Annotated in this window: 19 protein-coding genes and 1 tRNA gene; 1 reads left to right on the forward strand and 19 read right to left on the reverse strand. The window is 71.9% G+C overall.

From position 1 onward, the window contains the following. Window positions 1-23: 23 nt before the first annotated feature. A complete protein-coding gene (locus ACSJD1_RS12075; protein WP_376950762.1) occupies window positions 24-629 on the reverse strand; it encodes an ANTAR domain-containing response regulator in 606 nt (201 codons plus the stop codon). Window positions 630-666: 37 nt separating this feature from the next. On the opposite strand from ACSJD1_RS12075, the gene ACSJD1_RS12080 reads away from it, so the two are divergent. After that, window positions 667-752: transfer RNA gene (locus ACSJD1_RS12080), tRNA-Leu, on the forward strand. Between the two features lie 99 nt (window positions 753-851). On the opposite strand, the gene pyk is transcribed toward ACSJD1_RS12080, so the two are convergent. The 18 genes from pyk to ACSJD1_RS12170 all read right to left on the reverse strand — a co-directional run bounded on the left by pyk (window position 852) and on the right by ACSJD1_RS12170 (window position 22,347). Continuing rightward, window positions 852-2,267, reverse strand: coding sequence for a pyruvate kinase (gene pyk, locus ACSJD1_RS12085; protein ID WP_438855553.1), 1,416 nt, complete (start codon window positions 2,265-2,267; stop codon window positions 852-854). Window positions 2,268-2,335: 68 nt separating this feature from the next. Further along, window positions 2,336-3,793, reverse strand: a complete 1,458-nt coding sequence (locus tag ACSJD1_RS12090; RefSeq protein WP_438855554.1) for a glutamate synthase subunit beta — start codon at window positions 3,791-3,793, stop codon at window positions 2,336-2,338. 50 nt (window positions 3,794-3,843) lie between these two features. Beyond that, on the reverse strand, window positions 3,844-8,367 hold the full coding sequence (gene gltB / locus ACSJD1_RS12095) for a glutamate synthase large subunit (protein WP_438855656.1): 4,524 nt from the start codon (window positions 8,365-8,367) through the stop codon (window positions 3,844-3,846). Window positions 8,368-8,533: 166 nt separating this feature from the next. Beyond that, window positions 8,534-9,523 (reverse strand): prolipoprotein diacylglyceryl transferase, encoded by a 990-nt coding sequence (gene lgt, locus ACSJD1_RS12100; protein ID WP_438855555.1) that lies wholly within the window; start codon window positions 9,521-9,523, stop codon window positions 8,534-8,536. 65 nt (window positions 9,524-9,588) lie between these two features. Beyond that, complete coding sequence (gene trpA, locus ACSJD1_RS12105) at window positions 9,589-10,374, reverse strand: tryptophan synthase subunit alpha (protein ID WP_438855556.1); 786 nt, start codon at window positions 10,372-10,374, stop codon at window positions 9,589-9,591. Further along, a complete protein-coding gene (trpB, locus tag ACSJD1_RS12110) occupies window positions 10,371-11,576 on the reverse strand; it encodes a tryptophan synthase subunit beta (protein WP_438855557.1) in 1,206 nt (401 codons plus the stop codon). Before trpB ends, trpA begins: the two co-directional genes overlap by 4 nt. 1 nt (window position 11,577) lies before the next feature. Then, window positions 11,578-12,348 (reverse strand): indole-3-glycerol phosphate synthase TrpC, encoded by a 771-nt coding sequence (gene trpC, locus ACSJD1_RS12115; RefSeq protein WP_438855558.1) that lies wholly within the window; start codon window positions 12,346-12,348, stop codon window positions 11,578-11,580. Window positions 12,349-12,351: 3 nt separating this feature from the next. Continuing rightward, window positions 12,352-12,582 (reverse strand): DUF6704 family protein, encoded by a 231-nt coding sequence (locus tag ACSJD1_RS12120; protein ID WP_438855559.1) that lies wholly within the window; start codon window positions 12,580-12,582, stop codon window positions 12,352-12,354. 32 nt (window positions 12,583-12,614) lie between these two features. Beyond that, complete coding sequence (locus tag ACSJD1_RS12125; RefSeq protein ID WP_438855560.1) at window positions 12,615-13,328, reverse strand: Trp biosynthesis-associated membrane protein; 714 nt, start codon at window positions 13,326-13,328, stop codon at window positions 12,615-12,617. Further along, window positions 13,325-14,866, reverse strand: coding sequence for an anthranilate synthase component I (locus ACSJD1_RS12130; protein WP_438855561.1), 1,542 nt, complete (start codon window positions 14,864-14,866; stop codon window positions 13,325-13,327). The genes ACSJD1_RS12125 and ACSJD1_RS12130 overlap by 4 nt, the downstream gene beginning before the upstream one ends. Beyond that, window positions 14,863-15,312: a phosphoribosyl-AMP cyclohydrolase gene (hisI, locus tag ACSJD1_RS12135; RefSeq protein ID WP_438855562.1), complete on the reverse strand. Its 450-nt coding sequence runs from the start codon at window positions 15,310-15,312 to the stop codon at window positions 14,863-14,865. The genes ACSJD1_RS12130 and hisI overlap by 4 nt, the downstream gene beginning before the upstream one ends. Further along, window positions 15,309-16,070, reverse strand: a complete 762-nt coding sequence (gene hisF, locus ACSJD1_RS12140) for an imidazole glycerol phosphate synthase subunit HisF (protein WP_438855563.1) — start codon at window positions 16,068-16,070, stop codon at window positions 15,309-15,311. Before hisF ends, hisI begins: the two co-directional genes overlap by 4 nt. Before the next feature lie 11 nt (window positions 16,071-16,081). Continuing rightward, complete coding sequence (gene hisG, locus ACSJD1_RS12145) at window positions 16,082-16,921, reverse strand: ATP phosphoribosyltransferase (RefSeq protein WP_438855657.1); 840 nt, start codon at window positions 16,919-16,921, stop codon at window positions 16,082-16,084. A gap of 46 nt (window positions 16,922-16,967) precedes the next feature. Beyond that, a complete protein-coding gene (locus ACSJD1_RS12150; protein WP_438855564.1) occupies window positions 16,968-17,231 on the reverse strand; it encodes a phosphoribosyl-ATP diphosphatase in 264 nt (87 codons plus the stop codon). After that, the gene (rpe, locus tag ACSJD1_RS12155; protein ID WP_438855565.1) at window positions 17,228-17,920 is read right to left on the reverse strand and encodes a ribulose-phosphate 3-epimerase; all 693 of its coding nucleotides are present in this window, start codon (window positions 17,918-17,920) and stop codon (window positions 17,228-17,230) included. Before rpe ends, ACSJD1_RS12150 begins: the two co-directional genes overlap by 4 nt. Window positions 17,921-17,951: 31 nt before the next feature. Beyond that, on the reverse strand, window positions 17,952-19,454 hold the full coding sequence (locus tag ACSJD1_RS12160) for an RsmB/NOP family class I SAM-dependent RNA methyltransferase (protein ID WP_438855566.1): 1,503 nt from the start codon (window positions 19,452-19,454) through the stop codon (window positions 17,952-17,954). After that, a complete protein-coding gene (fmt, locus tag ACSJD1_RS12165) occupies window positions 19,451-20,386 on the reverse strand; it encodes a methionyl-tRNA formyltransferase (protein WP_438855567.1) in 936 nt (311 codons plus the stop codon). Before fmt ends, ACSJD1_RS12160 begins: the two co-directional genes overlap by 4 nt. A gap of 17 nt (window positions 20,387-20,403) precedes the next feature. After that, window positions 20,404-22,347 carry a primosomal protein N' family DNA-binding protein gene (locus tag ACSJD1_RS12170; RefSeq protein WP_438855568.1) on the reverse strand — a complete coding sequence of 648 codons (1,944 nt, stop codon included), beginning with the start codon at window positions 22,345-22,347 and terminating at the stop codon, window positions 20,404-20,406. Between the last annotated feature and the right edge of the window lie 34 nt (window positions 22,348-22,381).

Genomic DNA, 22,381 nt, shown 5'->3' on the forward strand with positions numbered 1-22,381 from the left:
CCTAGGGCCGGAAGGCCCGGCGGCTACTTCTTGGGCGCGAGCTGCTCGATGATGGCCTGCGAGACGTCCTTCATCGTGAGACGGCGATCCATCGAGGCCTTCTGGATCCAGCGGAACGCCTCGGGCTCGGTGAGCCCCATCTTCTCGTTCAGCAGGCCCTTCGCGCGGTCGACGAGCTTGCGGGTCTCGAATCGCTCGACGAGGTCGCCGACCTCGGCCTCGAGGGCGATGATCTGCGCGTGGCGGGCCAGCGCGATCTCGATCGCGGGGAGCAGGTCGTTGGGGGTGAACGGCTTCACGACGTACGCCAGCGCGCCCGCCTCGCTCGCACGCTCGACGAGTTCACGCTGGCTGAACGCGGTCAGCAGGACGACCGGGGCGATGTGGCCCTTCGAGAGTCGCTCCGCCGCCGAGATGCCGTCGAGCTGGGGCATCTTCACGTCCATGATGACGAGGTCGGGTCGCAGCTCGGTCGCGAGCTGGACCGCGGTCTCGCCGTCGCCGGCCTCGCCGACCACCTCGTAGCCGTTGTCGCGCAGGATCTCGACGATGTCGAGGCGGATGAGCGACTCGTCCTCCGCGACCACGACGCGACGCGGTGCCGGCTGGGTGTCTTCGGTGTCTGTCACGCAGAAGAGCCTACGGTATTCTGGCCGGGGCCCTGAGGCCGGTGTGGCGGAATGGCAGACGCGGAGCACTCAAAATGCTTTGCCCGAGAGGGCGTGTGGGTTCGACCCCCACCACCGGCACCACGCGATCCGAAGCCTCGGTCGGAATCCCTTCGCGGCATCCACCGGGCACGGCGAACGGCCCGGCCACTGAGCGCGACCGGGCCGTTCGGACGAACCGTGTCAGAGCACCTCGCCGACGACGTGCACGCGCACGTCGTTGGTGGTGCCGGGGATGCCGGGGGGCGACCCCGAGATGATGACGATCTTCTCGCCGGCCTCGGCCTTCCCGGTCTTGCCGAGGACCTCGTCGACCTGGCCGACCATCTGGTCGGTGTGGGTCACCGGAGCGACGACGAACGACTCCACGCCCCAGTTGAGGGCCATCCGGCGGCGGATCTCGGGATACGGCGTGAAGGCCAGGATCGGGATGGTGCTGCGCAGGCGCGACATCCGTCGCACCGACTCCCCCGTCTCGGTGAACACGCAGAGGTACTTGGCCTCGACGAAGTCGGCGACCTCGACCGCAGCGAGCGTGATCGCTCCGGCCTGCGTGCGCGGCTTCGTGCCGAGCGGAGCGATCCGGTGCAGGCCGTGCTGCTCGGTCGACTCGATGATGCGGGCCATGGTCTTGACGGTCTGCACCGGGTACTCGCCGACGCTCGTCTCGCCCGAGAGCATGACCGCGTCCGCGCCGTCGAGGATGGCGTTCGCGACGTCCGAGGTCTCGGCGCGGGTCGGCACGGGAGCGTGGGTCATCGACTCGAGCATCTGGGTGGCGACGATGACCGGCTTGGCAAGGCGCCGGGCGATCTCGATCGCGCCCTTCTGCACGATCGGCACCGCCTCGAGCGGGAGCTCGACGCCCAGGTCGCCGCGCGCGACCATGATCGCGTCGAACGCCTCGATGATCTCCTCGAGGGCCTCCACGGCCTGCGGCTTCTCGATCTTGGCGATCACCGGCAGCCGGCGTCCCTCCTCCGCCATGATCTGGTGCACGCGGTCGATGTCGGTGGCGTTCCGGACGAAGGACAGCGCGATGAGGTCGGCGCCGAGCTTGAGCGCCCACCGCAGGTCGGCCTCGTCCTTCTCGGACAGCGCGGGCACGTTCACGGCGACGCCCGGCAGGTTGATGCCCTTGTTGTTCGACACCGGGCCCGCGACGACCACCTTCGTGGTCACGACGGTGCCATCGGTGTCGAGGACCTCGACGCGGACCTTGCCGTCGTCGATGAGGAGGTGGTCCCCGGCCTCGACGTCGTGCGGGAGTCCCTTGAAGGTGGTGCCGACGATCTCCTTCGTGCCGAGGATGTCCTCGGTCGTGATCTTGAAGATGTCACCCTCGGCGAGCTCGTGCGGCCCGTCGGCGAACTTGCCGAGGCGGATCTTCGGCCCCTGGAGGTCCACGAGCACGGCCACCGCCCGACCCGAGTCGTTCGCCGCCTTCCGGACGTTCTGGTAGACGCCCTCGTGCACGTCGTAGCTGCCGTGGCTGAGGTTCATGCGCGCCACGTCGATGCCCGCATCGATGATCGCGCGGATCTGCTCGTAGCTCGATGTCGCCGGCCCGAGGGTGGCGACGATCTTCGCTCTTCTCATGTGGTGTGTGCTCCAGGGGTTACGCGCCGAAGCGCTGGATCGGGGTCTGCAGGCGCCGTCGGCGCCGGTCACACGGCGAAGGCTCGCGCCGTCGCGGGGATGGGGCTGGGCAGCTGCGTCTCACCTTCAAGGTACCGGTCGACGGATGCCGCCGCAGCCCGCCCCTCGGCGATGGCCCAGACGATGAGGGACTGTCCGCGACCGGCGTCGCCGGCGACGAACACGCCGGGCTCCTCGGTCGCGTAGTCGTCCTCGCGGGCGAAGTTGCCGCGGTCCGTGGCGCGCAGGCCGAGCTGGTCGTTCGCCGCGTCGGTCTCCGGTCCGGTGAACCCGAGGGCGAGCAGCACCAGGTCGGCCGGGATCTCGCGCTCGGTGCCGGCCTTGGGCACGCGGCGTCCGTCGAGGTACTCGGTCTCGGCGACCCGGATGGCGCGCACCTCGCCGACCTCGTTCGCGAGGAACTCGACCGTGGAGGCGAGGTACTGGCGCTGGCCGCCCTCCTCGTGGGCGCTCTGCACCTCGAACACGTTCGGGTGCATCGGCCACGGCTGCTCCGCCGAACGGGTCGAGCTCGGCTGCTTGCCGATGGCGAGGTTCGTCACCGACAGTGCGCCCTGGCGGTGGGCGGTGCCGATGCAGTCCGCGCCCGTGTCGCCGCCGCCGAGGACCACGACGTGCTTGCCCTCCGCGCTGATCTGGTCGAACACGTCGTCGCCCGCGACCACGCGGTTGGACTGCACGAGGTACTCCATCGCGAAGTGCACGCCGGGAAGGTCTCGACCGGGGATCGGCAGGTCGCGGGGCACGAGCGCACCCGTGGCGACGACCACGGCGTCGTATCGACGACGGAGCTCGTCCCACGCGAGGTCGACGCCGATCTCGACGCCGGCCCGGAAGCGCGTGCCCTCGGCGGTCATCTGCGCGAGCCGCTGCTCGAGGTGCTTCTTCTCCATCTTGAAGTCGGGAATGCCGTAGCGGAGGAGCCCGCCGATGCGGTCGTCCCGCTCGTACACCGCGACCGTGTGGCCCGCACGCGTGAGTTGCTGGGCGGCCGCGAGTCCGGCGGGGCCGGAACCGACGACCGCGACCGTCTTGCCGGTGAGGCGACCGGGCGGCTGCGGCTGCACCCAGCCGCTGCCGAACGCCTGGTCGATGATCGAGACCTCGACCTGCTTGATCGTCACCGCGGGCTGGTTGATGCCGAGGACGCACGCCGACTCGCACGGGGCAGGACAGAGCCGGCCCGTGAACTCCGGGAAGTTGTTCGTCGCGTGCAGCCGCTCGATCGCGGCGCGGCCCTCGCCGCGCCATATCAGGTCGTTCCACTCGGGGATCAGGTTGCCGAGCGGGCAGCCCTGATGGCAGAACGGGATGCCGCAGTCCATGCATCGTCCGGCCTGGCGTCGGAGCTGGGCGGAGTCGCCCTGCTCGTAGACCTCTTTCCAGTCCATGATGCGCACCGGAACGGGGCGACGCTTCGGAAGCTCCCGCTCGGTGACCTTCAGAAAGCCCTTCGGGTCAGCCACCCGTCACCTCCATGCAGTCGATCGGGACCGTGCGGCCGTGCGTCATGAGCTCACCCACCGGTCACCTCCAGGATGCGGCTCCACACCACGTCGCCGTCGGGGTCGAGACCCTCGTCGACGGCGCTCTGCCGGGTCCGGAGGACTGCGGCGTAGTCGCGCGGGAGCACCTTCGTGAATCGGTCGAACGCGACGTCGCCCTCGGCGAGGAGCGTCGCGGCGACCGCCGAATCGGTGTGCTCGAGGTGCTGCTCGAGCAGGTCGCGGACGATCTCGTGGTCGGCGCTGCCGAGCTCGTGGAGCTCGAGCTCACCGCTCGAGAGGGACTCGCGGTTCACCTTGGGCTCGGCGAGGTCGAGTACGTACGCCGTGCCGCCCGACATGCCGGCGCCGAGGTTGCGGCCGGTCGGACCGAGGATCAACGCGAGCCCGCCGGTCATGTATTCAAGGGCGTGGTCGCCGACGCCCTCGACCACCGCGGTGGCCCCGGAGTTGCGGACGAGGAAGCGCTCGCCGACGATGCCGCGGATGAACATGCTGCCCCGCGTCGCGCCGTAGCCGATCACGTTGCCCGCGATGACGTTGCGCTCCGCGACGAAGCCCGCCTCGCGCGACGGACGGACGATGATCTGGCCGCCCGAGAGGCCCTTGCCGACGTAGTCGTTCGAGTCGCCCTCGAGGCGCAGTCGGATGCCGCCGGGGAGGAACGCGCCGAACGACTGGCCGGCGCTGCCCGTGAGCGTCACGTCGATCGATGCCTCGGGCAGGCCCTGGGCGCCGTGGCGCACCGTGACCTCGTGGCCGAGCATGGTGCCGACCGCGCGCTCGGTGTTCCGCACCGGCAGCTCGATCTCGACCCGGCCGCCCTGCTCCAGGACGAGCGCGCTGCGCCGGATGAGCTCGTTGTCGAAGTGCTCGTCGAGCTCGTGGTCCTGGCGGCGGCCGTTGCGCCGCGGCTCGGAATCGGAGAAGTCGGGTCCGACGAGGACGGGCGTGAGGTCGAGACCGGACGCCTTCCAGTGCCGGACCGCGCGCTCGACGTCGAGGAGCTCGCGGCGGCCGATGATCTCATCGAGCGAGCGGTAGCCGAGCTCGGCGAGGTACTCGCGCACCTCCTGCGCGATGAACTCGAAGAAGTTCACGACGAACTCGGGCTTGCCCGTGAAGCGCTTGCGGAGCTCGGGGTTCTGCGTCGCGACGCCGACCGGGCACGTGTCGAGGTGGCACACGCGCATCATGACGCAGCCCTCGACGACGAGCGGTGCCGTCGCGAATCCGAACTCCTCGGCGCCGAGCAGCGCGCCGATCACGACGTCGCGGCCGGTCTTCAGCTGCCCGTCGACCTGCACGACGACACGGTCGCGCATGCCGTTCAGCATGAGCGTCTGCTGCGTCTCGGCGAGGCCGAGCTCCCACGGCGTGCCCGCGTGCTTGAGCGAGTTGAGCGGACTCGCACCTGTGCCGCCGTCGTGGCCGGAGACCAGGATGACGTCGGCCAGCGCCTTGGCCGTGCCCGCCGCGACGGCGCCGATGCCCGACTGGCTCACGAGCTTGACGTGCACGCGTGCGCCGGGGTTGGCCCGCTTCAGGTCGAAGATGAGCTGCTTCAGGTCTTCGATCGAGTAGATGTCGTGGTGCGGGGGCGGCGAGATGAGGCCGACGCCGGCCGTCGCGTGCCGCGTGCGGGCGACCCACGGGTAGACCTTCGTCGGCGGCAGCTGCCCGCCCTCGCCGGGCTTGGCACCCTGCGCCAGCTTGATCTGGATGTCGTCGGCGTGCGTGAGGTACATGCTCGTCACGCCGAATCGACCCGACGCGACCTGCTTGATGGCGCTGCGCCGCTCCGGGTCGAGCAGGCGATCCAGGTCTTCGCCGCCCTCGCCGGTGTTCGACTTCGCGCCGAGGCGGTTCATGGCGATCGCGAGGGTCTCGTGCGCCTCCTTCGAGATCGAGCCGTAGCTCATCGCACCCGTCGAGAAGCGCTTGACGATCGACTCGACCGGCTCGACCTCGTCGATCGGCACCGCGGGACGCACGCCGGTCCGCAGCGCGAACATGCCGCGGAGGGTCATCAGCTGTTCCGCCTGCGTGTCGACCATGTCCGTGTACTCGCGGAAGACGTCGTAGCGTCGGTTCCGGGTCGAATGCTGGAGGCGGAAGACCGTCTCGGGGTTGAAGAGGTGCGGCGAGCCGTCACGACGCCACTGGTACTCGCCGCCGGTCTGCAACCGCTCGTGCGCCCGCACCGCGACATCCGCCGGATAGGCCACCGCGTGGCGCGACCGGTTCTCATCGGCGATCACGTCGATGCCGACGCCGCCGAGCTTCGAGGTCGTGCCAGTGAAGTACTCGTCGATGAACTCCTGCGCGAGCCCGACGGCCTCGAAGGCCTGCGCGCCGGCGTACGACGCGATGGTCGAGATGCCCATCTTCGACATGATCTTCAGGACGCCCTTGCCGAGGGCGGTGATGACGTTCCGCACCGCCTGCTCGGGCGTGACACCGGTGAGCACGCCCGAGCGGACGAGCTCCTCGCACGTCTCCATGGCGAGGTACGGGTTCACGGCCGAGGCGCCGTAGCCGACGAGCAGTGCGACGTGGTGCACCTCGCGCACGTCGCCGGCCTCGACCACGAGGCCGACCTTCATCCGGGTCTCGGAGCGGATGAGGTGGTGGTGCACGGCCGAGAGCATGAGCAGGGACGGGATCGGCGCGAGGTCCTTGGTCGTGTCGCGGTCGCTCAGGACGATGAACGACGCGCCCTCCTCGATCGCCTCGTCGACCTCCCGGCACAGCTCGTCGATCCGTTCGCGCAGCCCGGCCGCGCCCTCGTCGACGCGATAGAGGCCGCGGAGCGTGCGTGCGGCCCGGGCGCCCGACGGGGCGGTCATGTGCACGATCTTCGCGAGCTGGTCGTTGTCGATGACGGGGAAGTCGAGCGACACCTGGCGGGCGTGCTCCGCGCCTGCGCTGAGCAGGTTCCGCTCCGGGCCGAGCGAGGTCGAGAGCGAGGTGACGACCTGCTCGCGGATCGAGTCGAGGGGCGGGTTGGTCACCTGCGCGAACTGCTGGGTGAAGTAGTCGAACAGCAGTCGTGGGCGCTGCGAGAGCACGGCGATCGGCGTGTCGGATCCCATCGCGCCGATGGGCTCCTGGCCGGCCTTCGCCATGGGCGCGAGGAGGACCTTCACCTCCTCCTCGGTGTACCCGAAGGTGCGCTGGCGACGGTTCACCGAGGCCGGCGGGTGCACGATGTGCTCGCGCTCGGGCAGGTCGGCGAGGCGGATGCGGCCCTCGTCGAGCCACTCCTGCCACGGAGCGGATGCCGCGAGCTCGGCCTTGATCTCGTCGTCCTCGATGAGGCGGCCCGCCTCCGTGTCGACGAGGAACATGCGGCCCGGCTGCAGCCGGCCCTTGCGCACCACGCGACGCTGCGGCAGGTCGATGACGCCGATCTCGCTCGCGAGGACGACGAGCCCGTCGTCGGTCACGAGGTAGCGGCCGGGACGCAGGCCGTTGCGGTCCAGCGTCGCACCGACGAGCGTGCCGTCGGTGAACACGATCGCCGCGGGGCCGTCCCACGGTTCCATGAGCATCGAGTGGTAGTCGTAGAACGCCCGCCGTGCCGGGTCGATCTCGGTCTGCTTCTCCCACGCCTCGGGCACCATCATCATGACGGCGTGCGGCAGGCTCCGTCCGGCCAGCGTGAGCAGTTCGACGACCTCGTCGAACGAGGCCGAGTCGCTCGCGCCCGGCGTGACGATGGGCATGACCGGCGCGAGTTCACCGAGGACCTCGGACTCGAGCTGGGACTGGCGCGCGCGCATCCAGTTGCGATTGCCCTGGATGGTGTTGATCTCGCCGTTGTGGGCGATCATCCGGAACGGCTGAGCGAGCGGCCACGACGGGAACGTGTTCGTCGAGTACCGCGAATGGACGAGCGCGAGCTTCGACGCGAACCGCTCGTCGGAGAGGTCGGGATAGAAGGGCTCCAGCTGCAGGGTCGTGACCATGCCCTTGTAGACGAGGGTGCGGCTGGACAGCGATGCGAAGTAGAGCTCGAGCTCGCGCTCGGCGCGCTTGCGCAGCCGGAACGTCAGACGGTCCAGGGCGATGCCCGTGACGTGCGCACCCTCCGACGTCGTCGCGGACCCCCGGACGAAGAGCTGCTGGACCACCGGCATCGCCGCACGGGCGAGCGTGCCGAGCTCGTCGGGGCGGACCGGCACCTCGCGCCATCCGATGACCTCGAGGCCCTCGGAGGCGGCGATGCGTCGCAGCTGCTGCTTGACCTGGCTCCGCGCGGTCGGGTCCACCGGGAGGAAGGCGTTGCCGACCGCGTAGGCCCCGGCCTCGGGGAGCGGGAAGTCCGCGACCTCGCGGAGGAACGCGTCGGGCACCTGCGTGATGATGCCCGCGCCGTCGCCCGTGCCCGCGTCGGAGCCGACGGCGCCGCGGTGCTCGAGGTTCCGCAGTGCGTCGAGCGCCGCCGTGATGATGTCATGCCCGGCGGTGCCGCGCAGGGTCGCGACCATCGCGAGCCCGCAGGCGTCCTTCTCTGCGGCAGGGTCGTACATGCCCTGGGCGGGCGGGGTCAGACCGAACCTGGCGTGGGGAGGGGGAAGCGACACGTTGGACCGTCCTCGGTATCTCGGTGGCAACGGGGACGTCGTCGGCCCACGATGGAGGATTCGCAGCGCGAGGTGCGGCGCGGCGATGGGGAACGCGGTTTCGGCGTGGCCCCTATTCGGAGGCCGAGCGGCTCGAGCTTGTGGCAGCCGGCTCGCCGTGTGCGTTCTCGCCCTCGACGCCATCGTCGAGAGAGTCGGTGTCGGACTCGGTGTCGTCAGAGTCTACCTCAGCATCCGCGGGCACCCATTCACGCCCCGGTCGGTACACGCTCGGCTCGATGCCGGTGTGCCGACGGCTCTGGACGATGATGATCACGATGCCGATCAGGATCGCGGCGAACGACGCCCAGACGTTCGAGCGGATGCCGAGGAACATCTCGCTCGGGTCGACGCGGATCGTCTCGAACACGGCCCGGCCGGCGCCGTACCAGATGAGGTAGGCGCCGAACATCTTGCCCCAGCGGAGGCGGAATGCGCGCTCGAGCGCGAGCAGGACGACGACGCCGAGCAGGTTCCACACGATCTCGTACAGGAACGTCGGGTGGAACAGGGTGCCGTCGGGCAGGCCGGCGGGGAACGCCGCGTTGTCCGCCTCGATCTCGAGGCCCCACGGCAGGTCGGTCGGCCAGCCGAACAGCTCGTGGTTGAACCAGTTGCCGAGGCGCCCGACCGCCTGCGCGACGAGCAGGCCGGGAGCGAGTGCGTCGGCGAACGACCAGAAGCGCAGGCCGGTGAGTCGGCAGGCGATGATGACGCCGACCGCGCCGCCGATGAGCGAGCCGTAGATGGCGTTGCCGCCCTCCCAGATCGCGAAGACCTTCCACCACTCCTGGCCGGCGAAGTAGTCGTCGGGGTGCGTGACGACGTGGTAGAGCCGGGCGCCGATGATGCCGAGCGGAACCGCCCACAGGACGACGTCGAGCACGATCCCCGGCTCCGCACCGCGCTTCGTGAGGCGCCGCGAGGTGATGATGGTGGCCAGGATGATGCCCGCGAGGATGCACAGCGCGTACAACTGGATGTTGAGCGTCAGTCCGAAGATCGGGATCTCCAGCGTGCGCCACGCCGGGTCGGGACTCGGGATGCTGAGCGGTGCGATCACGCCGGGCTCTGCCTTTCGTCGATGATTCGGGAGACGCCGTGAGGGGCGGCCTCGTCGAGACTACTTCACTGTCGGACGGTGCCGCGCGCGAGCTCGGCCGCGAGCGCACCGGCCGCATCCACGCCGCCGTCGGCGAGCGCCTTGACGAGCGCCGAGCCGACGATCGCGCCCTCGGCGTACTCGAGCACCTCGGCGACCTGCGCGGCCGTCGAGATGCCGACGCCGACGCAGCTGGCGGGCGAGCCCGCCTCGCCGAGGCGGGCGACGAGCGTGCGGGCGGCTCGGTCGACGTCGCTTCGCGCGCCCGTGATGCCCATGGTCGAGACGGCGTACACGAACCCGCGGCTCGCGTCGATCGTCTGCCGGAGGCGCGCGTCGGTCGAGGTCGGCGCCGCGAGGAAGACGCGGTCGAGACCCGTGCGCTCGGAGGCGGCGATCCAGTCGGCCGCCTCGTCGGGGATGAGGTCGGGCGTGATGAGCCCCGATCCCCCAGCGGCGGCGAGGTCGTCGGCGAACCGGTCGACGCCGTACTGCACGACGGGATTCCAGTAGGTCATGACGAGCACCGGCGCGTCGACGCGGTCGGTCACGCGGCGCACCGCCTCGAAACCGTGCGCGAGCCGGAAGCCGTTCGCGAGCGCCTGCTGCGTCGCCGCCTGGATCACGGTGCCGTCCATGACGGGGTCGGAGTAGGGCAGTCCGAGCTCGAGCACGTCGACGCCGTTCTCGACGAGCGCGACCGCGGCCTCGACGCTCTCGTCGAGCGTCGGGAAGCCCACGGGCAGGTAGCCGATCAGCGCGCCGGCGGCCTCCTCGTTGCGCCTCGCGATGACGGGGCCGACGTTCCTCACTGCTCGCCTCCGTCGTACAGCCCGAAGTAGCGGGCGGCGGTGTCCATGTCCTTGTCGCCACGGCCCGAGAGGTTGACGAGGATCGTGGCGTCCCCTCCGAGTTCGTTGCCGAGCTCGATCGCACCGGCGAGCGCGTGCGCCGACTCGATCGCCGGGATGATGCCCTCCGTGCGCGTGAGCAGTCGCAGGGCCTGCATGGCCGCGTCATCCGTCACCGCACGGTAGGTCGCCCGGCCGAGCGCGGCGAGCCAGGAGTGCTCGGGGCCGACACCCGGGTAGTCGAGGCCCGCGGAGATGGAGTGCGACTCGATGGTCTGGCCGTCCTCGTCCTGCAGGAGGTAGCTGCGCGCCCCGTGGAGCACGCCCGGTCGGCCCTTGGCGATGGTCGCGGCGTGGCGCGGCGTGTCGACGCCCTCGCCGCCCGCCTCGAAGCCGAAGAGCGCGACGTCGGCGTCATCCAGGAACGCGTGGAAGATGCCGATCGCGTTCGACCCGCCGCCGACGCACGCGGCGACCGCGGTCGGCAGCCCGCCCGTCAGGTCGAGCACCTGCTGGCGCGCCTCCTCGCCGATGATCTTCTGGAAGTCGCGCACCATCTCGGGGAACGGGTGCGGGCCGGCCACCGTCCCGAAGATGTAGTTCGTCGTCTCGACGTTCGTGACCCAGTCGCGCATCGCATCGTTGATCGCGTCCTTCAACGTGCGCGAGCCCGTCTTCACGGCGACGACCTCGGCACCGAGCAGGCGCATGCGCGCGACGTTCAGCGCCTGGCGCTCGGTGTCGACCTCGCCCATGTAGATGGTGCAGTCGAGCCCGAAGAGCGCTGCCGCGGTCGCGGTCGCGACGCCGTGCTGGCCGGCGCCCGTCTCGGCGATGACGCGCTGCTTGCCGATCCGCTTGGTGAGGAGCGCCTGGCCGAGCACGTTGTTGATCTTGTGCGAGCCGGTGTGGTTCAGGTCCTCGCGCTTGAGGATGACCCGCGCGCCGCCCGCATGCTGGGCGAAGCGAGGCACCTCGGTGATGATGGACGGTCGCCCCGTGTAGTTGCGGCCGAGGTCGGCGAGCTCGTCGCCGAACGCCGGGTCGAGCTTCGCGAGCGCGTACGCCTCGGAGAGCTCGTCGAGGGCCGCGACGAGGGATTCGGGCACGAAGCGCCCGCCGAACTCGCCGAAGTAGGGACCGGTCTGGGCACGCAGGGCCATGTCACACCGCCAGGAATGCAGAGAGGTTCGAGATGGGGTCGCCCGTCACGAGCGCCTCGCCCACGAGGACCGCGTCGGCGCCGGCCTCGCGGTAGTGCGCGACATCCGCCGCCGAGAGCACGGCCGACTCGGCGACCTTGATCGCCCCGTCGGGGAAGCGATCGACGATTCGGCCGAACAGGTCGCGATCGAGTTCGAAGGTGGTGAGGTCGCGGGCGTTCACGCCGATGAGCTTCGCACCGACCTGGGTGGCGCGGTCGAGCTCCTCGGCCGAGTGCGTCTCGACGAGCGGCGTCATGCCGAGCTCGGTGATCAGCCCGTACAGCTCGGCGAGGGTCGCGTCGTCGAGCGCGGCGACGATCAGGAGCACCATGTCGGCACCCGCGGCGCGCGCCTCGAACACCTGGTAGGCCGACGCGATGAAGTCCTTGCGGAGGATCGGGAGCGAGACTGCGGCGCGCACCGACTCGAGGTCGGCGAGCGAACCGCCGAACTTCCGTCCCTCGGTCAACACGCTGATGGCGCTGGCCCCGCCGAGTTCGTAGGTGCGGGCGAGTGCGGCGGGATCGTCGATCGCGGCGAGCGCGCCGCGCGAGGGGCTCGACCGCTTGATCTCGGCGATGACCTTGACCCGGTCGGCCGGGGCCAGGGCGACGAGCGCGTCGAGTGCGTCGGGGCGCGCGAGCGCTGCGGCCTCGACCTCGGCCATGGGGCGGTCGGCACGACGCGCTTCGGCGTCGGCGACGGCGTTCGCGGTGAGCTCGGAGAGCACGCGTCAGTGCGCCTTGGGCGCGACCTTGTCGCCGTCGACACCGTAGCCCGCGCGGGCGAGCGCCCACCCGACCACGAGGCCGACGACGAGGAGCACCGCGGACGCCCACACGAGCCACTGCACGTCGAGGAAGAAGGCGACCGTGCCGATGGTGAAGGCGAGGAGCATGATCACCACGGCCGTCCAGGCCGCGGGCGAGTGTCCGTGGCCGGGGTCAACGTGCTCAGTGCTCATGGTGCTCCTTCTGTGCGGGGTCGGGGAAGAGTCTAGCGGGTGGGCTCGGCGCCCTCGTCGCCATCGCCAGCGTGGTCGGGTTCGCCGCCGAGCGGCCGGTCGTGCGCATCGCCGAGGGTCGACGGCGCGGATGCCTCGGTCGGATCATCGCCGCGACTGAGGTCGTCCCACGCGTCGACGGCACGGTCGGATGCCGGACCCGGCGTCGAGCCGTCGGCCGCCATGCGCACACCGCCGCCGTACCGGCGCGACGTGGGCCAGGCGCGGCCCGTGACGACGACCGCCAGTCCGGCGAGCAGCACGACCACGCCCCCGGCGACCGCGACCGCCGGCCATGGCGACGAGACCACGTCGGCGACGAGCTCGGCGGTCGGCTCCGCGCCGGCGACGCCCGTGGCGTCGGCGACCGCCGAGGACACCGCGGCGACCGGATCGGCGATCGCGAGCGAGGCGGCGAGCACGACGCTCCCGCCGAGCAGCGCCGCGAGGAGCCCGAGGACGATCCGGATGAGCGGACCGGCGATCGTGAGCGCGCCGGCCAGCGCCAGTCCGGCCAACGCGAGTGCGGAGAGGGCCGGAGACGCGGTCCGGCCTCCGACGTCGAGGGTCGACGCGGAACCCGCGGTCGCGCCGTCGACCAGCGTCGCCGTGTACCATACCTGGCTCCACGACAGGAGCGCGAGCCCGGATCCGACGAGGATGCCGAGGATCGCGACGAGCTTCACGCGACGGGCCGGCACGCTCACCCCGCCTGCACGGGACGCATGGCGTTCGCGACGGCGACCGCGCGCAGCGGCGCGGCCGCCTTGTTCACCGACTCCTGGTACTCCGACTCGGGATTCGAGTCGGCCACCAGGCCGCCGCCCGCCTGGACTCGGGCGATGCCCCCGATGATGGTCGCGGTGCGGATCGCGATCGCGAGGTCGGCGTCGCCGCCGAAGCCGAAGTACCCGACCACTCCCCCGTAGACGCCGCGCTGGGCCGGCTCGAGCTCGTCGATGATCTCCAGCGCACGCGGCTTCGGCGCGCCCGAGAGGGTGCCCGCCGGGAACGTCGCACGGAACACGTCCACCGCGTTCGCGTCGGGTGCGAGGTCGCCTTCGACGGAGGAGACGAGGTGCATGATGTGGCTGAACCGCTCGACCCGCATGAACTCGGTGATCTCGACCGTTCCGGCCGTGCACACCTTCGCCAGGTCGTTGCGCGCCAGGTCGACGAGCATGAGGTGCTCGGCCTGCTCCTTCGGATCGGCGATCAGCTCGGCCTCGAGGTCGGCGTCGTCCTCGGGCGTCGCGCCGCGCGGCTTCGAGCCGGCGATGGGATGCGTGTACACGCGACCGTCCTCGACCTTGACGAGGGCCTCGGGCGACGAGCCGACGATCCAGTACGGCTCCCCCGCGACGTCCTCGAGGTGGAGCAGGTACATGTACGGGCTCGGGTTGAGGCTCCGGAGGACCCGGTACACGTCGATCGGGTGCGCCGTCGCCTCCTGCTCGAACCGCTGCGAGACCACGACCTGGAAGATGTCGCCCTCGCGGATGTACTCCTTGGACCGTTCCACGGCGGCGAGGAAGTCGGCCTTCTCGGTGCGGTGGCGCGGCTCGGGGGCGCGCGACAGGTCGATCTCGGCGAGGTGCGCCGCAGCCGGCTCCGCGAGCGCCGCCTGCATGCGGTCGAGCCGCGCCTGCGCGTCGGCCCAGAGCTGCTCGGCGGGCTCGTCGCGGTCGTTGAGCACGGATGCGACGAGCTGGACGGTGCCCGTCCGGTGATCCATCACGACGAGCTCCGAGACGAACGCGAACGCCTGCCCGGGCACATCGAAGTCGGCCGGCGGCCGGTTCGGCAGGTGCTCGATCTGGCGGATGGCCTCCCAGCCGATGAACCCGACGAGCCCTCCCGTCAGCGGCGGCGCGCCCGGGACGTCCTCCGTCCGCCAGCGCGCGTACAGCGCCTCGAGTGCGGCGAGCGGCGCGAGGTCGGCGGATGCCTCGCCGAGTGCGCGCTCGCGTGACATCCCGTAGTCGAGCCACTCGACGCGTCCGTCGCGGTCGGTCAGCACGCCGTGCGACGCCGCGCCGATGAACGAGTACCGCGACCAGATGCCGCCCTGCTCCGCGGACTCCAGCAGGAAGGTGCCGGGCCGGCCGCCCGCGAGCTTGCGGTAGATGCCGACGGGCGTCTCGCCGTCGGCGAAGAGCTCGCGCACGACGGGCACGACGCGTCGGCCGGCACGCAGCGTCGTGAACTGGTCGAAGCGGGTCGTGGCGGTGCGTGCGGCCGTCATCGTGCTCCTCCAAGCGTCTGGTCGGGGTCGGGTGCGCGCTCGACGGTTTCCGGAGTTCCGACCAGCACCTGCAGCGGGTCGCCGTCGAAGCACGTGCGGGTACCGGTGTGGCAGGCCACGCCCACCTGCTCGACCCGCACGAGCAGCGTGTCGGCGTCGCAGTCGAGCGCGGCGGACCGGACGTACTGCGCGTGTCCCGAGGTGTCGCCCTTCCGCCAGTACTCCTGGCGCGAACGCGACCAGAACGTCACGCGCCCCTCGGTGAGCGTCCGACGCATGGCCTCGCGGTCCATCCAGCCGAGCATGAGCACTTCACCCGTGTCCCACTGCTGGATGACCGCGGGCAGCAGCCCGTCGGCGTTGAATGCGGCCCGGTCGACCGCGGTCGCGTCGGGCGCCCAGCCCTCGACGTCGCGCTCGAGCTCCTCGTCGTCGCGGTACGTCATCGCACGACCCTTCCGTCCGCGGCGAGGGCCTGCTTGACCTCGCCGATGGTGAGCTCGCCGTTGTGGAACACGGATGCCGCGAGGACGGCATCGGCGCCCGCCTCGATCGCGGGCGCGAAGTGCTCGAGCGCACCGGCGCCGCCCGAGGCGATGACCGGCACGCTCGAGAGCTCGTGCATGAGACGCACGAGCTCGAGGTCGAAGCCCTGCTTGGTGCCGTCGGCGTCGATGGAGTTGACGAGCAGCTCGCCCGCGCCGAGCTCGATGGCGCGGCGCGCCCAGTCGAGCGCGTCGAGGTCGGTCTCCGTCCGACCGCCGTGCGTGGTGACGACGAATCCCGACTCGGTGCGATCGGAGCGCTTGACGTCGAGCGAGAGCACGCAGACCTGGGCGCCGAACCGGTCGGCGATCTCGGCGATGAGCTCCGGGCGCGCGATCGCCGCACTGTTCACGCCGATCTTGTCGGCGCCGTGGCCGAGCAGCCGCGCGACGTCGGCCGTGGAGCGGACGCCGCCGCCGACCGTGAGCGGGATGAAGACCTGCTCGGCGACCCGCCGGACCATGTCGAACGTGGTCGAGCGGTCGTCGACCGTAGCGGTGACGTCGAGGAAGGTGAGCTCGTCGGCACCCTGCTCGGCGTAGCGCGCGGCGAGCTCGACCGGATCTCCGGCATCGCGGAGGTTCAGGAAGTTGACGCCCTTGACCACGCGGCCGCCGGCCACGTCGAGGCAGGGGATCACGCGGACGGCGAGGGACATGCGTCGCTCCCCTACAACCGCGCGGCGTGGATCGCGCTCACGAGGATCGCGCGCGCGCCGAGCTCGTACAGGGCGTCCATGACGTGGTTGGTCTCGACGCGCGGGATCATCACGCGCACGGCGACCCATTCGGGGTCGTGCAGCGGCGAGACCGTGGGCGACTCGAACCCCGGCGCGGCGGCGGTCGCCGCCTCGAGCTTCGCGACCGGCACGTCGTAGTCGACGAGGACGTACTGCCGGGCGACGAGGACGCCCTGCAGCCGCCGCACGAGGGTCTGCGTGCCGGGCCGCTCCACGCCGGAGCCGATGAGCACGGCCTCGGAGTCGAGGATCACCGGGCCGAAGATGTCCAGGCCGGCCTTCCGCAGCGTCGACCCCGTGGAGACGACGTCGGCGACGGCGTCGGCCACGCCGAGCCGAACGGCCGACTCGACGGCGCCGTCGAGCTTGACGAGCTTCGCCGTCACGCCGTGGCGGCCGAGGAAGTCGCCGACCAGGCCGGGATAGCTGGTCGCGACGCGAACGTCCTCCAGGTCGGCCAGCTCGGCGTACGCGCCGGGCGGGCCTGCGAACCGGAAGGTCGAGTCGCCGAAGCCGAGCGGGGCGATCTCGACGGCCTCGCTGCCGGAGTCGAGCAGCAGGTCGCGCCCGGTGATGCCGACGTCGAGCGCGCCGGATCCCACGTAGGTCGCGATGTCGCGCGGGCGGAGGTAGAAGAACTCGACCCCGTTGCGGGGGTCGGCGACCACGAGTTCGCGCGAGTCCCTGCGGCCGGTGTACCCGGCCTCGTGGAGCATCTGCGCGGCGGTCTCGGAGAGCGAGCCCTTGTTGGGCACGGCGATTCGGAGCATCCCCTGGCTTTCGTGTCGACGGAACTGATCTGCGGTCATGGCGTGATCAGAGATGTCGGTACACGTCGGCGGGCTCGAGGCCCTTCGCGAGCATCAGCACCTGCAGGTGGTAGAGGAGCTGCGAGATCTCCTCCGCGGTCTCGTCGTCGCTCTGGTACTCGGCGGCCATCCAGACCTCGGCCGCCTCCTCGACGATCTTCTTGCCGATGGCGTGCACGCCGGCGTCGAGCTGACGGACGGTGCCACTGCCCTCGGGGCGGGTGCGGGCCTTGTCCTGGAGCTCGACGAAGAGGTCGTCGAAGGATTTCACCCGTCCAGACTAGCGGGGTCGTCGCGGCGCTCGTGGCGGTGTGACGCCACCGCGTCGCGGAGCTGCGCGATCCGCTCCTCCGGCACGCCGCGGAACACGGCCGACCCGGCGACGAACGTGTCGGCGCCGGCCTCGGCGGCGATCCCGATCGTGTCCACCGTGATGCCGCCGTCGACCTGCAGCCAGACGTCGAGTCCGGCCGCCTCGACCGCGTCGGCGACCCGGCGGAGCTTCGGCATCGTCTCGGAGATGAAGGACTGCCCGCCGAAGCCCGGCTCGACGGTCATGATGAGGACCTGGTCGAACTCGGGCAGGAGATCGAGGTACGGCGCGGCATCGGTCCCCGGCTTGAGCGCGATGCCCGCGCGCGCGCCGATCTGCCGCAGGTGCCGGGCGAGTGCGACGGGCTCGTTCACGGCCTCGGCGTGGAACGTCACCGATGCCGCCCCCGCCTCCGCGTAGCCGGGTGCCCAGCGGTCGGGGTCGTCGATCATGAGGTGCACGTCGAGCGGGATCGGGCTGACCTGCTGCAGCCGCTGCACCATCGGCAGGCCGAAGGTGAGGTTCGGAACGAAGTGGTTGTCCATGATGTCGACGTGCACGAGGTCGGCGGTGCCGATGCGACCGAGTTCCCGCTCGAGGTTCGCGAAGTCGGCCGCGAGGATGCTCGGGTTGATGCGCGTCGCCATGTCCGCAACCCTATCGGCGTCGGCCGCCCGTTCAGCGCTTGCGCACGAGCGCGATGAACATCGCGTCGGTCCCGTGCCGGTGCGGCCAGAGCTGCACCGTGCTCCCGTCGCCTGCGAGGTCGAGCGGATGCTCCGCCAGCCGCTGCACGACCGCGGCCGTGTCGATCGCCTCGGCCGCGTCCCCCCATCGTGCGAGCGCGCGCCCGAGGCTGCCGTGCGTCTCGGCCGTATGCGGCGAGCACGTGACGTAGGCGAGCACGCCGCCGGGTGCGAGCGCGGCGAACGCGGCATCCGCCAGCTCGCCCTGCAGCTCGGTGAGCTCGGCGACATCCGTCGGCGATTTCCGCCAGCGGGCCTCGGGCCGGCGGCGCAGCGCGCCGAGGCCCGTGCACGGTGCGTCGAGCAGGATTCGGTCGAAGCCGCCCTCCGCGCCGAATGCGGCCGGATCCAGCTCGCGACCGTCGCCGACGTGCACCGCGACGTCCAGGGGCACCGGCGCGACGGCCTTCCTGACGAGTTCGGCACGCGCAGGGACGACCTCGTTCGCGACGAGCGACGCACCGCCCGCGAGCGCCTCGGCCGCGAGCAGCGCGGTCTTTCCGCCGGGTCCGGAGCACAGGTCGAGCCAGTGCTCGCCGGGTCGGACCGGGGCGACCCGGCTGAGCGCCAGCGCCGCGATCTGCGAACCCTCGTCCTGCACGCGAACCGTGCCGTCGTTCGCGGAGACGAGGTCGAACGGCGCCTCGGCCGTCAGGCCCGTCGGCGAGTAGCGATCGGGCTCGCCGAGCTCGGCCGGGTCGCCCGCGAGGCCTGGAAGGGCGGCGAGGTTGACGCGCGGCGACGCATTGTCGGCCTCGAGGAGGGCGACCAGCTCGTCACCGCGACCCTCGCGCTCGAGCGCCGTCCGAAGCGCTCGGATCACCCAGAGGGGGTGCGAGTGCACGGCGGCCAGCGCAGCGTCCGCCGACCCGGCCTCCTCCGCGATCATCTGGAGCCAGTCCGCGGGTTCGCGCCTCGACACGGTGCGCAGCACCGCGTTCGCGAACCCCGCCGCCGACGGCGCGACGCGGCGTGCGAGCGCGACCGACTCGTTGACGGCGGCGTGCGTCGGCACGCGCGTGGCCAGCAGCTGGTGGCTGCCGAGTCGGAGCACGTCGAGCACCGGCGGGTCGATCGCGGCGACGTCGCGACCCGCCGCGAGCGCGATGATCGCGTCGTAGCGGCCCAGGAGGCGGAGCGTGCCGTAGGTCAGCTCGGTCGCGAGTGCCGCGTCCGCCGGACCGAGCTTCGCCCGCTCGATCCGAGTCGGCAGCAGCAGGTTGGCGTACGCGTCGGAGTCGCGGACGGCCGCGAGGACCTCGTAGGCGACGACCCGCGCGGGCGAGATGCGTTCCTGCCGCGGGCGCGCGCTGCGCCCCCGTTCCGCTTGACCCCGTCGGTGCGGCCCGCGTCCGCCCGCTCCCCGGGCACCGCCCGACCGACCTGCGTCGGCAGCGCCGTCCGGCCGGCCGTTTCCGTGCGCGTTCCCGCTCATCGTGCCTCCGCCTGGTCGATGCCGAGCCCACGCCACCAGTCGGCGGCGGCCATCGCGTTCCGTCCCGCCGGCTGGACGCGACGGAGTTCCATGGCCCCATCGGCCGTGCCCACCAGGAGACGCTTCCGATCGAGCCGGAGTTCGCCCGGCGCGAGTCGCAGAGCCTCGGCCGCGGCCGGAGCGGGCCGGGCCTCCAGGACCTTCAGCCGGATGCCGTCGACCTCCGTGTGCGCGCCCGGCTCGGGCGTGACGCCGCGGACGCGCGCGTCGACCTCGACGGTCGATCGCGCCCAGTCGATCCGGCCGTCCTCGATGGAGAGCTTGGGCGCGAACGTCGGTTCGCCCGCCTGCGGGACGGCGACGGCGGTGCCGGACGCGATCGCGTCGACGACATCGAGCACGAGGTCGGCCTCGGTCTCGGCCAAGGACTCGAGCGCCAGGCCCGCCGTCTCGCCCGGTGCCACCGGCCGGGTGCGTGAGGCGTACACGTCGCCCGCGTCGAGCTCCGGCACGAGCCGAAAGACGCTCGCGCCGAGCTCGGCATCGCCGGCGATCAGTGCCCTCTGCACGGGCGCGGCACCGCGCCAGGCCGGAAGCGCCGAGAAGTGCAGGTTGATCCAGCCGTGCGCGGGTGTCGAGAGGAGCGGCTCGCGGACGAGTCCGCCGTAGGCGACCACCACGCCGAGGTCGGGACGAAGCGCCGCGATGCGCTCCGCGGCCTCGGCGTCGAGGCGCGCCGCGTCGATCACCGGGAGGCGGAGGCGCTCGGCGGCCTGTGCGACCGGCGACGGCGTGAGGACGCGCTTGCGGCCGAGCGGTGCGGGCGGCCTCGTGACGACGCCGACGACCTCGTGGTCGGATGCGGCGAGTCGTTCGAGGGTGGGCACGGCGACGGCGGGGGTTCCCGCGAACACGATCCGGAGGTGGGGCACACCCCATTGTCCCAGTGTCACGGGAGGTCGGGATCGTCCATGCGGACGCGCACCACGGGCGGCCGGCCCGGGCGTCGACCCGCGACCGGGCGGCGGCGTTCGGTCGCGGCGCGGATCGCCTCGCCCTTCAGCCGCTGGGCGACCTCGACGCCGGCGCCGTAGCCGAAGCGGACGATCGCCCGCTCGAGGCCCTCGTCGTCAGCGGGCGTCGGGCCGAGCACGTCGACGCCGTCGACCCCGCGCACGCGCTCGAGCGCCGCGGCGAGCCGGTCGTGCGACGAGACGACGGAGGCCATTCGCACGGCGGGCGGGAATCGCAGGGCGCGGCGCGTCTCGAGCTCCTCAGCGGCCCAGGCCGGCTGACGCCACGTCGCGAGCGCCGTGCCGAGCGCGCCGCCGACCCCGACGAGGAACACCGGAGCGGCCGGAGCCGCCAGCGCGGCGGCGTTCGACCACCACCGCAGGCAGTCCTCGGCGACGCGGAGCGATTCCCGCAGCAGCATCCGCTCGCCGTCGAGCAGCAGCACCGCGCGGTACCCGCCGTCGGCGATCGGCTCGGCCCCGCGGGTCGCCACGACGAGCTGCGGGTCGGCGCCGACGCGGAGGATCGGTCGCTCGCCGTCGGAGACCACCACGCGCGATCGCGGGAACGCGCGACCGAGTTCCTCGGCGGTGCGACTCGCGCCGACGACCGCCGCGCGGAGCTTCGTGCCCTCGCACACGCCGCATCGCCACGTCGCGGCGACGGTTCCGCAGAGCCCGCACGCCGGCGTGCCGCCCGTTCGAGGCACCGTGAGCGCGCCACCGCACGCCGCGCATCGCGCCGGCTCCCGGCAGCGGTCGCACACGAGCATGGGCGTGTGGCCCGGTCTCGCCACCTGGACGAGCACGGGCCCGTCGACGACGGCGGCCTGCGCCTCACGCCAGGCCGCTGACGGGATGCGGGCCCCGCCGCTGTCCGGGGCGGCCTGCTGCTCGGTGAGCACGACCCGCGGTCGGGAACCCCGTTGCAGCGGCACGTCGTCGACCCAGCCCACCTCCACCAGGCGCTGCACGTCGACGCTCCGGCTGTGCGCGAGGAACAGCAGCGCCGCGCCCGACTGCTCCTGTCGGATGAGCGCCGCGTCGCGGCTGTGGACGCCCGGAGCGAGTGGCTCGGACTGCAGCGCGTCGCCGTCGTCGACGATCACGATGAGCCCCAGTCGCGCTGCGGGCGCGTACACGGTGGACCTGTTGCCGATCACGACGCGCGCGGCGTCACCGGTCGCGTCGAGGAATGCTCGATACCGTGCGGGCCCGGTCTGGCGCGCATCGGTGCGGAGCACGCGACGCGCATCGACCGACTCGGCGAGGGCGGCTTCGAGCTGCTCCTGGTCGCGGTAGTCGGGAACGGCGACGATCGTCGAGCGGTCCTGCGCGAGCGCGTGCGCGGCGGCCTGCGCGACCGTGCGAGCCCAACCGCCGACCCACTCGCCGGACGCCAGTCGGACCGGCCGTGCGTCGGCGACCAGGGCCATCCGCTCGCCCGCCGCGATGCCCTGCTCGACGCGCCCTGGCGGGTACCCCTGGAGCGCCGAGGGCGCATCCGGCAGCGGGCCCGGATCGGGCTCGGCCGCGCGCCAGGCCTTCTCGGCGCGGACGTACCTGGGAGGGATCGCGATGCGGAGGACGTCGCTCGCATTGCCCGCCGCCCGGTCGGCGGCGGCTCGCGCGAGCCGCCAGACGTCGGGCACGAGGACGGGGACGTCGGAGACGACGTCGTCGAGTTCGCTGAGCTCGCCACGGTACTCGGAGCGCTCGGCGAGCTCGACGATCCAGCCCTGCGCGATGCGCCCACCCGAGCGGAGCGGCACTCGTACCCGCGCACCGCGCACTGCGGCCTCGGCGAGCCGGTCGGGCACGCGGTAGTCGAACAGCTGGTCGAGCTGCGGCAGCGGCGAGTCGACGAGGACCCGCGCCACCGGACGATCGGTCACCTCAGCGCCCGCAGGCCAC

This window comes from Agromyces excoecariae (genome assembly GCF_051715505.1).
Taxonomy (GTDB): Bacteria; Actinomycetota; Actinomycetes; order Actinomycetales; family Microbacteriaceae; genus Agromyces.

Bases quoted from the DNA above. Each gene is read 5' to 3' on its own strand.
- pyk (WP_438855553.1), bottom strand. From the start codon at position 2,267: ATGAGAAGAGCGAAGATCGTCGCCACCCTCGGGCCGGCGACATCGAGC.
- gltB (WP_438855656.1), bottom strand. From the start codon at position 8,367: ATGTACGACCCTGCCGCAGAGAAGGACGCCTGCGGGCTCGCGATGGTC.
- trpB (WP_438855557.1), bottom strand. From the start codon at position 11,576: ATGGCCCTGCGTGCCCAGACCGGTCCCTACTTCGGCGAGTTCGGCGGG.
- ACSJD1_RS12120 (WP_438855559.1), bottom strand. From the start codon at position 12,582: ATGAGCACTGAGCACGTTGACCCCGGCCACGGACACTCGCCCGCGGCC.
- ACSJD1_RS12130 (WP_438855561.1), bottom strand. From the start codon at position 14,866: ATGACGGCCGCACGCACCGCCACGACCCGCTTCGACCAGTTCACGACG.
- hisI (WP_438855562.1), bottom strand. From the start codon at position 15,312: ATGACGTACCGCGACGACGAGGAGCTCGAGCGCGACGTCGAGGGCTGG.
- hisF (WP_438855563.1), bottom strand. From the start codon at position 16,070: ATGTCCCTCGCCGTCCGCGTGATCCCCTGCCTCGACGTGGCCGGCGGC.
- hisG (WP_438855657.1), bottom strand. From the start codon at position 16,921: ATGCTCCGAATCGCCGTGCCCAACAAGGGCTCGCTCTCCGAGACCGCC.
- rpe (WP_438855565.1), bottom strand. From the start codon at position 17,920: ATGGCGACGCGCATCAACCCGAGCATCCTCGCGGCCGACTTCGCGAAC.
- ACSJD1_RS12160 (WP_438855566.1), bottom strand. From the start codon at position 19,454: ATGAGCGGGAACGCGCACGGAAACGGCCGGCCGGACGGCGCTGCCGAC.